General features: G+C 70.8%; 9 protein-coding genes, 1 tRNA gene and 1 pseudogene. 4 read left to right on the forward strand and 7 right to left on the reverse strand.

What is annotated here, in order from left to right:
* Nucleotides 1-20 precede the first annotated feature (20 nt).
* From PFX91_RS23275 to PFX91_RS18660, 7 genes and pseudogenes are all read right to left on the reverse strand, one after another.
* Nucleotides 21-722 (reverse strand): annotated as a pseudogene (locus PFX91_RS23275) (transposase family protein); the annotation flags it as partial.
* Between the two features lie 373 nt (nucleotides 723-1,095).
* Nucleotides 1,096-1,171 (reverse strand) — tRNA-His (locus PFX91_RS18635).
* Between the two features lie 67 nt (nucleotides 1,172-1,238).
* On the reverse strand, nucleotides 1,239-1,898 hold the full coding sequence (gene orn, locus PFX91_RS18640; protein ID WP_285733606.1) for an oligoribonuclease: 660 nt from the start codon (nucleotides 1,896-1,898) through the stop codon (nucleotides 1,239-1,241).
* Between the two features lie 91 nt (nucleotides 1,899-1,989).
* Nucleotides 1,990-3,873 (reverse strand): DUF2510 domain-containing protein, encoded by a 1,884-nt coding sequence (locus tag PFX91_RS18645; protein WP_285733608.1) that lies wholly within the window; start codon nucleotides 3,871-3,873, stop codon nucleotides 1,990-1,992.
* A 100-nt stretch (nucleotides 3,874-3,973) separates the two neighbouring features.
* The gene (locus tag PFX91_RS18650) at nucleotides 3,974-4,603 is read right to left on the reverse strand and encodes a hypothetical protein (RefSeq protein WP_285733610.1); all 630 of its coding nucleotides are present in this window, start codon (nucleotides 4,601-4,603) and stop codon (nucleotides 3,974-3,976) included.
* A 235-nt stretch (nucleotides 4,604-4,838) separates the two neighbouring features.
* Nucleotides 4,839-6,599, reverse strand: a complete 1,761-nt coding sequence (locus PFX91_RS18655; protein ID WP_285733612.1) for a substrate-binding domain-containing protein — start codon at nucleotides 6,597-6,599, stop codon at nucleotides 4,839-4,841.
* A gap of 430 nt (nucleotides 6,600-7,029) precedes the next feature.
* Nucleotides 7,030-8,766: a substrate-binding domain-containing protein gene (locus PFX91_RS18660; RefSeq protein WP_285733687.1), complete on the reverse strand. Its 1,737-nt coding sequence runs from the start codon at nucleotides 8,764-8,766 to the stop codon at nucleotides 7,030-7,032.
* A gap of 392 nt (nucleotides 8,767-9,158) precedes the next feature.
* Here PFX91_RS18660 and PFX91_RS18665 point away from each other — a divergent pair, with 392 nt between their 5' ends.
* From PFX91_RS18665 to PFX91_RS18680, 4 genes are all read left to right on the forward strand, one after another.
* Complete coding sequence (locus tag PFX91_RS18665) at nucleotides 9,159-9,761, forward strand: hypothetical protein (protein WP_285733613.1); 603 nt, start codon at nucleotides 9,159-9,161, stop codon at nucleotides 9,759-9,761.
* Between the two features lie 21 nt (nucleotides 9,762-9,782).
* On the forward strand, nucleotides 9,783-10,601 hold the full coding sequence (locus PFX91_RS18670; protein ID WP_285733615.1) for a TrmH family RNA methyltransferase: 819 nt from the start codon (nucleotides 9,783-9,785) through the stop codon (nucleotides 10,599-10,601).
* A gap of 109 nt (nucleotides 10,602-10,710) precedes the next feature.
* A complete protein-coding gene (locus tag PFX91_RS18675; protein WP_285733617.1) occupies nucleotides 10,711-11,637 on the forward strand; it encodes a 2-hydroxyacid dehydrogenase in 927 nt (308 codons plus the stop codon).
* Nucleotides 11,638-11,745: 108 nt separating this feature from the next.
* A complete protein-coding gene (locus PFX91_RS18680) occupies nucleotides 11,746-13,425 on the forward strand; it encodes a bifunctional 3'-5' exonuclease/DNA polymerase (protein WP_285733619.1) in 1,680 nt (559 codons plus the stop codon).
* The last annotated feature ends 132 nt before the right edge of the window (nucleotides 13,426-13,557 follow it).

Here is a 13,557-nt window from a genome sequence, read left to right on the forward strand (position 1 = left end):
CCATTCGTAGATCCGGTTTGTCATGATCCGCGGGCTTCCTGTATGCGGTAGTGGCAGTGCCGGACCTGCGCTTGGTGGGAGCGTCTGAATACCGACCGGACCAGCATGTGCTCCTGGGTGGACTCGGATCTGAACAGGGCGTGGAACAGGCGGGCGATCTCGTTGCAGGTCAACGCCACCACCCCGTCCGGATCCGGATGGTGGCGAACCTCCCGCGGACGGCACAGGGATACGAACGCGTAGGCGACCATGGCCAGCAAGCTCCACCGGTGCCAGGAGGTCTATGTCCGCACCCGGTGCTCATCCAGTCCGGCCAGGCCCTTGCCCTGGGCGAAGGACTCCTCCACTCGCCAGTAGTACCCGGCTACCGCCACCAGGCGGGCCAAAGGCACCGGCTCGGGGGCGTAACACCGGTGGAACGCCAGCTCACCAGTGATCCGATTGTGGCGCGGCGGCACCCACCACACCCCGGCCCGGTTCGCACGGCCGTGGAGGAGCGCCCAGTCATAGAAGCTCCCCCTTGGCGCCGGCCCTCGCGGAGCGCTTCTGCCAGGCGGTGCCGGGCAGCACACCGCCGGCTCTTTGAGCGGGAGCGGGCCGCGCGGGGTGGCCAGGCGGTCGGTGACAGAGACCGCCATCACGTGCCCGGTGCGGCGTTCCTCCAAAAAGGCGCGTAGATCGGGGTTGCGTCCGTAGACCTCGTCGGCGGCCACCCAGACGCCGGAGGCCGACGCCAAATAGGCGCGGGGAGTGACAAGACACAGGTCGAGATCGGTGTCTGGGTCACTTAAGGGCCTCACGACCTCCCAGAACCCCTGGGTGCCAGGGTTCCTCTCGCACACCCGTAACGATCGGGGTAAGGCTGGTTGGTCGGGAAAGTTCTGCTGGACTGCGCCGGTGATGGTCGAAAAGATCTGTGAGTGCGGTGCGCGGCTGTGGATCCGGGTGCACCCCCGCCTCATCGGTGAGTGACGGGATGGGTGGTGCGCACTCACCGACCCGGGATCGCGGCCCCGTGCACCCGCCGGAGCACCCCCCGAACACGCAAAAGCCCCTGACCACTGCGCTTTCGCGCTTGTCAGGGGCCTTCGCCTCTGGGGTGAGTGACGGGACTTGAACCCGCGACATCTTGGACCACAACCAAGTGCTCTGCCAGCTGAGCTACACCCACCACGTGCGCCTGACCTCTCGGCCCTGCGTACGTATGAGATCTTAGCCGACTCTGAGGAGTGCTTCGATCAGTTTTCGGCCGAGTCGTCTTCGGGTGCCCCGGCCGCGGCCTCGCGGGCCTTCCTTCCGGTGCCGCCGGCGACCACTTCGGCGGCGATCGCGCGGGCGGTGGCCGAGTTCGGACCGGGCTCGGGGACGAAGGCCGCGGCGCGGTAGTACCGCAGCTCATGGATGCTGTCGGTGATGTCGGCCAGTGCCCGGTGGCCGCCGTTCTTGTCGGGGCTGGCGTAGTACACGCGCGGGTACCAGCGGCGCAGCAGCTCCTTGATGGAGGACACGTCCACCATCCGGTAGTGCAGGAAATCGTCGATGCGTTTCATGTCACGTGCCAGGAACGTGCGGTCGGTGGCGATGGAGTTGCCGCACAGCGGGGCCTTGCGCGGCTCGGTCACGTACCGGCGGATGTGCTCCAGGACGAGGTCCTCGGCCTCCTCCAGGGTCACGCCCTTGTCCAGCTCGTCGAGCAGGCCCGAGGAGGTGTGCATCTCGCGCACGAAGTCGCCCATGTTGTCCAGTGCGGCCTGCGGGGGTCTGATCACGACGTCCACACCCTCGTCGAGGATGTTGAGCTCCCTGTCGGTGATCAGACAGGCCACCTCGATCAGCGCGTCGCGTTCGAAGTCCAGGCCCGTCATCTCGCAGTCGATCCACACCAAACTGTCATTCATACCGGTCAGCTTAGAGGTTCGCGCGGTATGACCGGGATGGTGAAGGGTGGCCGACGGCACCGTCGGCCACGGCCACCCTTGCGGAAGGGAATCAGTCCCAGACCCAGCTGTCGGAGACGCCGGGGGGAGCGCCCACGTTGAAGATCGCGTACATCCAGTCCCACACGTCCCAGAACTGGAGGTAGGCCAGGATGCCCAGGACGAGCACGACGAAGAGCAACGTGAAGCAGCCGCATCCGCAGCCGCGTCGTTTCTTGGGCTGGTGCGGGGGCCGCTGCTGGTAGGGCTGCGGGGGTCCTCCCGGGACTCCGGGCCGGTCCCACTGGGAGCGCGGAGGACCGCCGGGGTGGCCTCCGCCCATCGGAGGTGGACCACCGTGGCCTCCGCCCATCGGAGGCGGGCCGCCGTGGCCACCGGGCATCGGGCCCGGGACGGGCGGGTAGCCGGGCGGCGGGCCGGGGGGACGGCCCATCGCGTGCGGGGGCGGGCCGTGGGGGCCCTGTGGCGGGCGAGGAGGGGCTCCGCCCATCTGCTGGGGAGGCGGGTACCCGGGCGGCGAGTAGCCGGGGGGCTGCTGGTACCCGGGTGGGGGACCCAGGGGGGGAGGCTGGGGTCCGGAGTGCGGCGGGGAGGGGAACGCGCCGGGCTGGGGCCCGGAGGGGGCCGCGGGCGGTGCGGAGTATCCGTGCTGGGGGCCCGAGGGATGGGACGTGGGGGGTTGTCCACCGGGGAAGGGGCGGGCGGAGGGCTGGGGGCCCGAAGCCTGCTGGTCCGGCCGGGGCGGGGAAGGCCAGGGCGCGGCCGGTTGGGCGCCGCTGGGTGCGCCGGAGGCCGAGTCCGGGTTCTGCTCCTGGGGGGTGGCCTGCTCCTCGGAGTGGTGCCGTGCCTCCTCCCGCCGCTGCTCGGTCTCCTCCTGCCGTTCGGCGGCCTCTCGGAGTTCGGCCTCCTTACGTCGGCGTTCCTCCTCCTGGCGCTTGGCCGCCTCCTCCTCGGCCTGGCGGCGCTGTTCCTTGCGCTCCTCGGAGAGGTCGGCCCACCCCTCCTTGAGGTTGCCGAGGAACTTGTTGAACTTGCCGCCCTTCTTGCCGTCGTCCTCCTCCGTGCCCCCGGAGAGCGCGGGGTCGCCGGGTTCGAGCACGGCCGTTCCGGAGGTCTCGCCGCCGGTATCGGGGTCGAACACCGCGGTGCGGGGGGTCTGGCCGATGGCGTCGGGGTCGAACACCGCCGTGCGGGGGACCTCCTGGCCGACGCTGCCGCTCAGGTCCGACGTGGGGATCGCGTCATCGCTCAGGTCCGAGGTGGGAAGGTCGTCGTCGGTGAGGTCGGCGGTCGGCATCTCGTCGTCGTCCCGACCTCCCGGAGCGGACGGGTCGGTTCGCATGGCGGACGCGGTGGCGCCCAGGTCCGTGGTGGGTTCCTCGTCGCCGGTGTCCGATGTCGAGGAGGGGGCGAGGCGGATGGTGCTGGGCTCGTCGTCCACGGGGGCGGAGGAGGGGTCGCGTGCCCACGCCGGGTCGATCCGGATGGTGCCGGGCTCGTCGCCGATCTGGGGCGGGGAGGGCGGCGGGGGCGTGGCCTGCGAGGAGGGGTCCGGTGTCGAGGAGGGGTTGATGCGGATGGTGCTGGGTTCGTCGTCCACGGGGGCATCAGGAGCCGCCGCCGCTCTTTGTGCCCACGCCGGGTCGATCCGGACGGTGCCGGGTTCGTCGCCGATCTGGGGTTCGGGGGGAGCGGCCGGACCCAGGCGCACCGTCCCGGGGTCCTCCTCCTCGATCTCCATGGGAGGGGAGGGCTCCTGCCCGGAGCCGCCCAGAGAGGTGGTGGGAGCCTCCTCGTCGTCGGAGCCGCCGGTACCGCCCTGGAGTTCGCTCAGGGAACGGGTATGCCGTGTCCACTCGTCACCGTTCCACCATCTGAGCGTTTGCGCATCGCCCTGCGGGTCGGCATACCAACCCGGCTCGATAGATCCACCCATGGGCGACAGACTAAGGGGTTTCGGACCGGTGATGAACCAGTGGTACCCCGTTCTCCCTGATCACGCGGCCGTGGGGCTTTTCGGTCCTATCGCGGTGTGCTCATCCGATCGCGGAGGGTCGCGGTCGTGGGGGTGTGTCAGGAAGCCGGAGGCGCTCGTCGGTGGGCGGAGCACAGCCCAGCAGTCGTGCGGTGTCGATGCGACCGGGCCCCTTGGAACAGGAGCCGGGGACCTGGTCGTGGCCGAAGTGGCCGCCCCGAGCCCACAGGCGCGCCGCGTCCTCGGCCGTGCCGCCGCCCGTTCCGGGCCGGCCCGCGGGCCAGACCCGGGCGACGCCCCAGGAGTCCAGCCACGCCAGGATCGGCTCTCGGCCGCACATCGGACCGTCGGTGAAGGGTTCCTCCCGCGAGGCGACCACCGCCACCACCAGACACACGCGCCCCTCATGGCCGTGGTCGAGAGGTCGGCCGTGGGGCCGGGTACCACCCAGGTCCAGGCGTCCCCGACGGGTCGCCGCCAGTGTCTGGACCACCTCTCCGGTCAGGGGGTTCCACACCAGGTGTGAGGTGTGTCCACCGTCCAGCATCCGCCGCGCCTCCTCGCGCGCGGACCAGGCCCGCGGATCGGATCCCGTCACCGTCCACACGGCGCGTGGAGCACCGATCCCCGCGGGCGCCGGGGCGGTGTCGCCACCGAGCCTCTCTGCTTCGGGCATCCACGCTCTCGCCACGGTCCTCCCCTTCCGTTCCAGGGGCGCTCCCGGCCCCTTTTTCTGGGTACGCCGGCGTGGGGGAGAAGTCCATAGCCCCTCGCCCCAAGGACAGGGACTTGTCACCGGCGGGGTGTGTTCGGCCCGGCCGAGGACGGATCATCGGCCGGAAGGGGGGAGGGGGATCGCGCCGGAGCCACGAGAGCGGACGGGCCGCGGTGCCATGCACCACGACCCGTCCGCCTTGGGGCGAGGATCACTCGGAGTCGCTCCCGGAGATGCGCAGGGAGAACGCCTGGAGGAAGATGTCACCGATCTCGGTGGGGTCCTCCGTCATGTAGGCGGCGCCGCCGGTGGCCGCGGCGATCTCCTGGAGCGGCTCCAGGTTCTGCACGTCGGGTCCGAACGCGATCGTGATGATCGGGATCGGCCGCGCCGGGTCCGAGATCGTGTCGATCTCGGACAGCAACTCGTCCAGTTCCAGCCCGCCGCCGGGGTTGTCGTCGTCGCCGTCCGTGAGCATGAGGATGACGTTGGTCCGGTCCGGCTGGTAGGTGCTCGACATCTCCTGGTAGGCGGCCAGGTAGGTGTCGTACAGCGCCGTGTCGCCCTGCGGCAACGGCTCCATGGAGGAGAGTGCCCCCGCCAGGACGTCCCTGTGCTCGGTGCCGTCGTCGGAGGTGGCCTGTAGTTCGCGGATGGGGGCGATCTCCTGGTGGTGCAGGCCGTTGTTGACGTCGGTGGAGAACTCCCACAGTCCCAGCTCGGAGGAGTCGGTGAACATCTGTAGCCCCTGCGTGGCGGCGGCGCTGGTCACCTGCATGCGGGTCATCCCGGTTCCGGGCACCTCCGCCAGCATCGACCCGGAGATGTCCACGATCGTCAGTACCCGGGAGTCCATCTTGAGCTGGTTCCAGGAACGGATCAGGTCACCGGCCATACCCTCGGACGGGTTGGGGAGTTCGGCCGGAGGTTCCTCGGAGAAGCCGGTCTCCTTGGTGAGCACGGAGGTGTCGATCTCCCCCTCGGGGCCGCGGAAGCCCTGTGCCAGGAGGTGCTCGCGGGCGTCGTCGCCGCGCACCGCCGCACGGAACTCCTCTGCGGCGCGGGTGATGTCGCTCTCCTCGCTGCGCACGATGTAGGGGTAGTCGAGGTAGTAGGTGCCGCCCTCCAGGTAGCCGGCCCGGGCGGTGGAGTCCCCGTGCGCGGCGTTGTAGCGCCACACGGCCTGCTCCGACATCACCATCGTCGGAGGGGCCTCGGCGGTGCCGCCGCTGAAGGCCAGGAAGGCCGACTCCTCGTCGGCGGACGCGCCCTGGTGCAGGGTCTGGAGGGCGGCGGTCATGTGCGCGTTGAAGGTGTCGGTGTCGGGGGTGGCCTCCTCCAGGGCCCCGTGCAGCAGGTAGAGCGTGCCCAGGCCGGTGGAGCTACGCGCGGGGTCGACCACGCGGACGGTGCGGTCCGTCTCGTCGGTCGGCGCGCCGGTGGGGATGACGTCCGTCCAGGTGGCGGGCTCCTCTCCGTCCTCGGCGAACTCGGCGAGTTCGGCCAGGACCAGGGGCGAACGGGCCACGGAGGTTCCGGTCTCGGTGATGACGGCGTCGCCGGCCTGGCTCTGCACCAGGCGCGGCCACACCGAGGAGTCGGGGATCCACACGTCGGAGTCGGTGTCGCCCATGGTGGCGCCCGCTCCGGTGATGCCGAACGCGACGTTGGCGGAGTCGACCTGGCGCACCTGTACGTGCACGCAGCGCCCGTCCACCTGGTGTTCCTCGGTGTTGAAGTCGGCGGCGACGTCGTCCAGGGCCGGGACCAGTTCCGGGCTGGCCGCGACGTCCAGTGTGATGGCCGAGCCTCGGCAGCCGTCGGACTGGCCGAACACGTACACGCCCGCCACGGCGAGGCCGAGCACGATCACCAGGGCCGCGGCCAGGGCGGCGAAGGCGCCGCCGCGGCCGCGCCGGCGCCGGGATCGGCGAGAGGGTTCTTCTGCGTATCTTCCGCGGTGACGTCCCACAGCTTTCCTCACGGGGTGGTGTACGGAACGAATGTCGTACGGGGGGATGTGTCGGTACGGGGCGAGCGGTACGGGAGGGTACGCGCCACCGGTGCGGTGAACGGGACCGCACGTGTCCTCGTGGTGGGAACGGTACTCAACGGTTCAGGTCGGGGGGATTTCCCCCGAAACGACCATGGGGTGGTGGAGCCGAAGAGGCCCCCGAGCAAACCTGAGTACAGTGCCGATTACCTCGGGAAATTCTCTTGATTCTACCCGTGCCTCCCGAGGGGAAGCGGTCGGGCCGAAACCTGATTCCGATATCCGATCGAGACCCTCTCCGTGGTGGCCCCTCCCCCGGTACGGACCAGCGGGGGAGCCGGTGGTCCGGTTCCGTCCCTTCTTCGGTGGGCGGCCTTTCCGGGAACACCGCTTCCGAGGAGAGAGGTGTTCAGTTGTCGCAGTCGGGCACGCACAGCCGCCGTGAGATGGAGCTGAGGAAGATGTCGCCGATCTCGTCCGGGTCCTCGGTGACGAACAACGACCCGCTGGTGGCCGCCGCGATCTGGCGCAGTTCCTCCGTCTCGGCCTGGGCTCCGAAGGCGATGATGAAGGTACTGACCGGACGTCGGGGGTCGAAGCGGTCCTGTAGCGCCGCGACCAGCTCCTCGTGGGAGATGTCGCTGGACCCCTCGTCCTGCCCGGCGGTCAGCAGGATGACGCTGTTGATCTTGTCCTCGTGGTAGTTGTCCTGCACCTGGTCGTAGGCGGCCAGGATGTTGTCGTACAGACGCGATTCGCCGCCCTGGACCGCGATCTCCTCGGCCACCTCGATGAGCTCCTGGCGGCGGGTGCCCTCACCGCTTCGGTCCGCCGTGCCCAACTGGTGCATGTCCGCGGCCTCGTCGCGACCGTTCCGTCCGTACTCATCCGACATCAGCCACAGGCCCATGTCGGTCTCGTCGGGGAACAGTGACAGGCCCAGGAGTGCCGCCTGCCGGGCGATCTCCAACCGGGTCGGCCCCCCGTCCAGGTCCTCGGCCATGCCGGCGGAGGTGTCGGCGAGCACCAGGGTGCGGCTGGGCATCGACAACCGGTTCCAGTCGGTGACCGACGCCAACAGGGCGTCCCCCGTCAGGTCCTCGTGGGTGGGCGGCTCCTCGGCGATCAGGCCGGGCTGCTGCGCCAGCTTCCGCGACGCGGTGCCGTCCGGCTCGCGAAAGCCCAGCTCGCGCAGGCGCGAACGATAGGTGTCCTGCCGCAGCACCTCGTACAGGTCGGCGGCGGCCGAGCGCAGCGCGGAGGACTCCGTGGTGGTGACGTAGGGGTAGTCCATACCGACGGTGCCCTCGATCGGGTAGTGGGCCTCCAACTGCGGCGCGGACGGGGCGCGGTCGGCGTTGTAGGACACCACCGCCTGCTCGGGCACCACGATCACCGGATCGACGCGCTCCTCGGCGGTCCGCGAACCGGTGTAGAAGGTGCCGAGGTCGATCTCCCCGAACGCGCTGTCGAGCTGCACGTCGCGTACGAAGTCGGTCATGGCGGTGTCGGCGTCGTCGCCGCTGCCGAGGTGACGGCGGACGGCGTGCATGACGGTCATGCCGTCCGCGCCGCGGTTGGGGTCGACCATGACCAGGGGGCGCTGGGGGTCGCGCTCGCCGGGCAGGACGAGGGTCCAGGGGGTGTCGTCGGGATCCGGCATGCCCTCGGTGCCCTCCGGTGCGGCCAGGACCACCGGGGAACTGGCCAACGAGGGCGGATCGGTCTCGATGACGTGCGTGCCGCCCTCCGACACGCGGGTCAGCTCGACCCAGGCCGAGGACTCGGGCACCCACACGTGCGGTGCGATGGTGGAGTCCCCGGCGCGGCCTCCGACCAGGGCCGTCATGATGCGGTGTGGAGCGATCTCGTCCACCTGCGCGTACACGCACTCGCCGCCGTAGACGGGGCGGTCGGAGTTGAACTCGTCGGCGGCCTCGCGCAACACCGGTGCGATGCTCTGGGTCGCCGACACGCGCAGGTAGCGCGTGTCATCGCATCCGAACATGTTCAGACCGAACGGGACCGCGATCGCGACGACGGCGATGAGAGCGACGACCATCGCGGTGACCCCCAGCGGCGACCTGAACACCCTGCGGGCGATCTCGGTCTTCGGCGAGGCGAGTCGGTGGCGTCCACTGGGCACGGGCACTCCGGGGATGTAGCTGTGGGCGGTCTCCGGCCGGTGGTCGTCCGGAAGCCGGTGGTGCGGGGCGGCCACGGGGCCGGGATCCCACACCGGAGGTGGGGAAGGCGAACCGTCACACGTCCTGGGGCGTCACATGGGTGTGCGGAGTGTGAGAGGCCGATGCGGACGAGGTTCCCTCCCAGGACCTTACTCGTTGGTAATGCGCGAGTGGAAGGGGCCGGCGGCGTCCCGGGACGACCGCGACGGCCACGACGAGGTGATCGCTTTGTTACGGTGCACACCGAGGAGCGGCCGAGGCTTCTCGCTAGGCTGTTGCTCCCCACGCCCACTCCTGTCTCACAGTCCCCTGTGGGCGTCCCCTGACACCGACCCCCGAGGGTTTTGCTGGCATGTCCCCATCACATAGAGAGCATCGGAGCCGAGGTACCGTCGGCACGGTCCTGCTGGCCGGCGCCTGCTGCGCCGGTGCGGTCGCCTACGGGGTGATCGTGGGCCCGTCGATGATGCCGCCGCAGGAGGTGCGTACCACCACGGCGATGATCACGCAGGTGGGTCCGGACGTGGAGGAGACCGAAGAGGAGGCGGTGGAGGCGGGACCGGTCGGTTCCCTACGGGTCCACGTGAGCGACCGTGACCGCGCCTGGGTGCAGACGATCACGTGCACCGGGGACCTGGAGGAGGACCACGAGGTCTGCGCCGAGGTGGCCAGGGCGTCCGAGGAGTTCCACGGCGACGCCGACGAACGGTCCGACGACGGGGTGACGGACGCCGAGAGCGTCGAACCGGAGGCCGCGGCCTCCCCTGGTGGGGAGCACCTCTTCACCGAGGTGCGTGAGGGGACCGTGTGCACCGACAAGCTGTACGGTCCCCAGGAGGCCGTCATCGTGGGCACCTGGGAGGGGCAGGAGATCGACACCACCGTCACCCGCAAGGGCTCCTGCGAGGAGGCGCGCTGGCAACGCCTGCGCCCCCTCACCGACAGGATCGGCTGAGGCGGGAGATAATCGTCCTCCATGGACGTCATCAAGGTCAGTGATCCCGGGGATCCCCGCCTGGCCGACTACACCCGCCTGCGCGACGTGAACCTGCGCCGCCACCTGGAGGTCGAGCACGGCCTGTTCATGGCCGAGGGCGACAAGGTGATCCGCAGGGCCGTCGCGGCGGGTTTCTCGCCCCGCAGTTTCCTGCTCACCGAGCGCCGGGCCGAAGCGCTCGACGACGTGGTCCGCGCCTGTGACGCGCCCCTGTACGTGGTCGGTGAGGACACCGCCCGCAGACTCGTCGGCTTCGACCTGCACCGTGGCGCGCTGGCCGCCTTCCACCGCCGCGCCCTGCCCCCGCTCGACGACGTCCTGGCTAAGGCGCGCACCATCGTCGTCCTGGAGGACCTGGTGGACCACACCAACGTGGGCGCCGTCTTCCGCAGCGCCGCCGGCCTGGGCGTGGACGCGATCGTGCTCGCGCCGCGCTGCGCCGACCCCCTCTATCGGCGGGCGGTCAAGGTGTCCATGGGGGCGGTCTTCACCCTGCCCCACACGCGTATGGACGACTGGTACGGAGGTCTGGACGTCCTGCGCGAGGCCGGGTTCCACCTCCTGGCGCTCACCCCCGGGGAGGGCTCCCTGCCTTTGGCCGAGGCCATGGCCGCCCTCGGCCCCCACGACCGGGTCGGTCTTCTTCTGGGCACCGAGGGCGAGGGGCTGTCCTCCCGTTGGTTGACCGGCGCCACCGCCCGGGTGCACATCCCCATGGCCGACCGTGACGTGGACTCCCTCAACGTCACCGCCGCCGCGGCCATCGCCTGCTACGAGTTGGCCCGTGCCGGGCGGTGAGACCGTTCGGCCACGGAACCGACCGTGGGACCGGCCGGGGACACCACGGGTGTGATGGGCTGGACGCACGACGGACCACGAGGGCGACGGAAGAAGAAGGAGGAGGCGGATGGGCGGCCGAATACTGCTGCAGTGGGAACAGAACAGGGACAACGCCCCGGACCCCCTGACGGTGGACCTCTACACCGGGGGACCGGCCCCCGACGAGGGGCTGGAGGAGGTGGTCTTCTACCAGGTGCCCTACACCCCCTCCACACAGGACGTCGACGCACGGCTCGACATGATCGCCCGCATGCCGTCGCTGCGGGTCGTCCAGTTGCTGTCCGCCGGATACGAGCACGTGCTGCCGCTGCTGCCCGACCACGTGACGCTGTGCAACGGGCGGGGACTGCACGACGCCGGCACCGCCGAGCACGCCCTGGCCCTCATCCTGGCCTCCCAGCGGGAGCTGCCCCGGTGGGCGCTGGCACAGAAGGAGGACCGTTGGGAACCGGTCGTACTGCGTTCTCTCGCCGACCGCCGGGTCATGATCATCGGCCACGGCAGCATCGGCCGGGCGATCGAACGCCGGCTGCTGCCCTTCGAGACCGAGATCGTGCGCGTGGCCAGTCGTGCCCGGCCCGGCGTGCACGGAATCGATGAACTGCACGGGCTGCTGCCCGGCACCGACGTCGTCGTACTGGTCACCCCGCTCACCGAGACCACGCGCGGACTGTTCGGCGCCGCGGAGCTGGCGTTGCTGCCCGACGACGCGCTCGTGGTGAACGTGGGACGTGGAGCGGTCCTGGACACCGAGGCCCTGCTGGCGGAGAGGGGCCGGGTCCGGGCGGCCCTCGACGTCACCGACCCCGAACCCCCGCCCGCGGGCCATCCCTTGTGGAGGGCGCCGGGGGTGTTCCTCACCCCGCACGTGGCGGGCGGATCGGCCTCCTTCTACCCGAGGGCCAAGGCCTTCATGGACGCCCAGCTCGCCCGGTGGGCCGCGGGGGAGGACCTGGCCAACGTGGTCCGACGAGGCGCCCACCGGGACCGATAGGCGTCCGCCCACCGCCCGGTCGCGGTGGAACCCCTGCCGTCCGAGACCGGCGCCGGTGAGGGAGGAGTCGGTGCGCGGATCGTCGGTGGCGAAGGACAGACTGGGAGCATGCGCATAGCGGTGGTCGCCGACGGAGAGGGCGGGGGCTGGCTCCAGGAACCGGCCGAGCTCACCGGATCGGTCCGTCGCGTCGGCGATCTCGCCGCGGCCGTCCGCGAGGCGGAGCGGAGCGCGGACGAGCCGCCCCGATGGGTCTGGTCGGCCTGTGAGGACGTCTACCCCGACCTCGTCCGCGCCGGAACCCGGGTCCGACGCTGCCACGACGTCGCCCTGACCGAGGCGCTCCTGCTCGGGTACGAGGCTCGGCACGGCGAGGCCACCTCCCTGGGAGCGGCCTGGGCCCGCCTGCACGGACGTCCCGTTCCCGACGATCCGGTCCGTCCCCTCGGCGGGGGCACCACCGTCCAGCCGGCCCTCTTCGAGGCCGACCGCTCCACCCTGCCCCCGGGCGCCGACCGTCTCGCCGCCCTGGTCGAGGTCCACGCCGACCAGATGCGCCGTATCGCCCGGCTTCCCGAGTCCGGGCGCATGCGACTGCTCACGGCGGTGGAGTCGGCGGGCGGACTCGCGGCGGTGGAGATGAGCCACGACGGTCTACCCTGGCGACCCGACGTCCACGACCGGATCCTCACCGGACTCCTGGGGGCCCGTCCTCCGTCCGGTCAGCGCCCGCCCGTGCTCGCCGACCTGGCCGCCCGCATCGGCGAGGCCGTCGGGCGTGAGGTCAACCCCGACTCCCCCGCGCAGGTCCTCAAGGCGATGGCCTGGATCGGGCACCCCGTGGAGTCCACCCGTTCCTGGGTCCTGGAGAAGGTCGATCACCCTGTCGTACCGCTGCTCCTGAGGTACAAGGAACTCGCGCGACTGCACTCGGCCAACGGGTGGGCCTGGTCGGACACCTGGGTGCGCACACGCCGGGGACCCGACGGCCGGGTCCTGGGCCGGTTCCACCCCGACTACGTGGTCGGCGGGGTCGTCTCCGGGCGTTGGGCCACCCGGGGCGGCGGCGCCCTACAGATCCCCAGGTCGGTGCGCGGGGCCGTGCGGTCCGATCCCGGATGGGTCCTGGTCCGGGCCGACGCCGGGCAGCTCGAACCCCGGGTGCTCGCCGCGGTCTCCGGGGACGACGCCCTGGCCGCGGCCGCGGCGGAGGAGGACCTGTACGCACGCCTGGCCGCGCACGTGGGCGGAGATCGCGAGCGTGCCAAGATCGGCATGCTCTCGGCCATGTACGGGCAGACCTCCGGTGACGCCGCGCCCCTGTTGGCCACCATGCGCCGTCTCTATCCGCGTGCGCTGGAGTACGTGGACTCGGCCGCGCGCACGGGGGAGAACGGCGGGATCGTGCGTTCCTGGCTGGGGCGGACCTCGCCCGTCCCCCGGGGGTGGCAGGCCTCGCTCCAGGGCCCCGAGGGGGAGCGCCGTCGCCGTGCCCAGGGGCGCTTCACCCGCAACTTCGTCGTCCAGGCCACGGCGGCCGAGTGGGCCCTGGTCCTGCTCGCCGCGCTGCGTCGGCGCCTGCCCGTGATGCCGGAGGGGGCCGGGATCGTCTTCTTCGTGCACGACGAGGTCGTCCTGCACGTGCCCGCCGACCTCGCGGAGGAGACCGTGAACGCGGTCATCGAGGCGGAGGCCCAGGCCCGCTCCACCCTTTTCGCGGGCACACCGGTCCGTTTCCCCCTGTCCCCGGTCGTCACCCAGAACTACGCTCTGCTCACCAACGGTTGAATGACCGCAAGGTGGACGTCTGGTATCGGACGGCGTGGACTTCTTGCAAACTCGTCCGGGTACGCCCATTCTTGGACGCGGACAAGTCATCGAAAAGCCGTGCGTCGCAGGGGTTCTCCGCCCCCAAGACGG

This window comes from Nocardiopsis sp. ATB16-24, assembly GCF_030271535.1.
GTDB lineage: Bacteria > Actinomycetota > Actinomycetes > Streptosporangiales > Streptosporangiaceae > Nocardiopsis.

Excerpts from the sequence above, each read along its gene's own strand:
- PFX91_RS18675 (WP_285733617.1), top strand. The coding sequence starts at position 10,711 with ATGGGCGGCCGAATACTGCTGCAGTGGGAACAGAACAGGGACAACGCC.
- PFX91_RS18665 (WP_285733613.1), top strand. The coding sequence starts at position 9,159 with ATGTCCCCATCACATAGAGAGCATCGGAGCCGAGGTACCGTCGGCACG.
- PFX91_RS18670 (WP_285733615.1), top strand. The coding sequence starts at position 9,783 with ATGGACGTCATCAAGGTCAGTGATCCCGGGGATCCCCGCCTGGCCGAC.
- PFX91_RS18680 (WP_285733619.1), top strand. The coding sequence starts at position 11,746 with ATGCGCATAGCGGTGGTCGCCGACGGAGAGGGCGGGGGCTGGCTCCAG.
- orn (WP_285733606.1), bottom strand. The coding sequence starts at position 1,898 with ATGAATGACAGTTTGGTGTGGATCGACTGCGAGATGACGGGCCTGGAC.
- PFX91_RS18645 (WP_285733608.1), bottom strand. The coding sequence starts at position 3,873 with ATGGGTGGATCTATCGAGCCGGGTTGGTATGCCGACCCGCAGGGCGAT.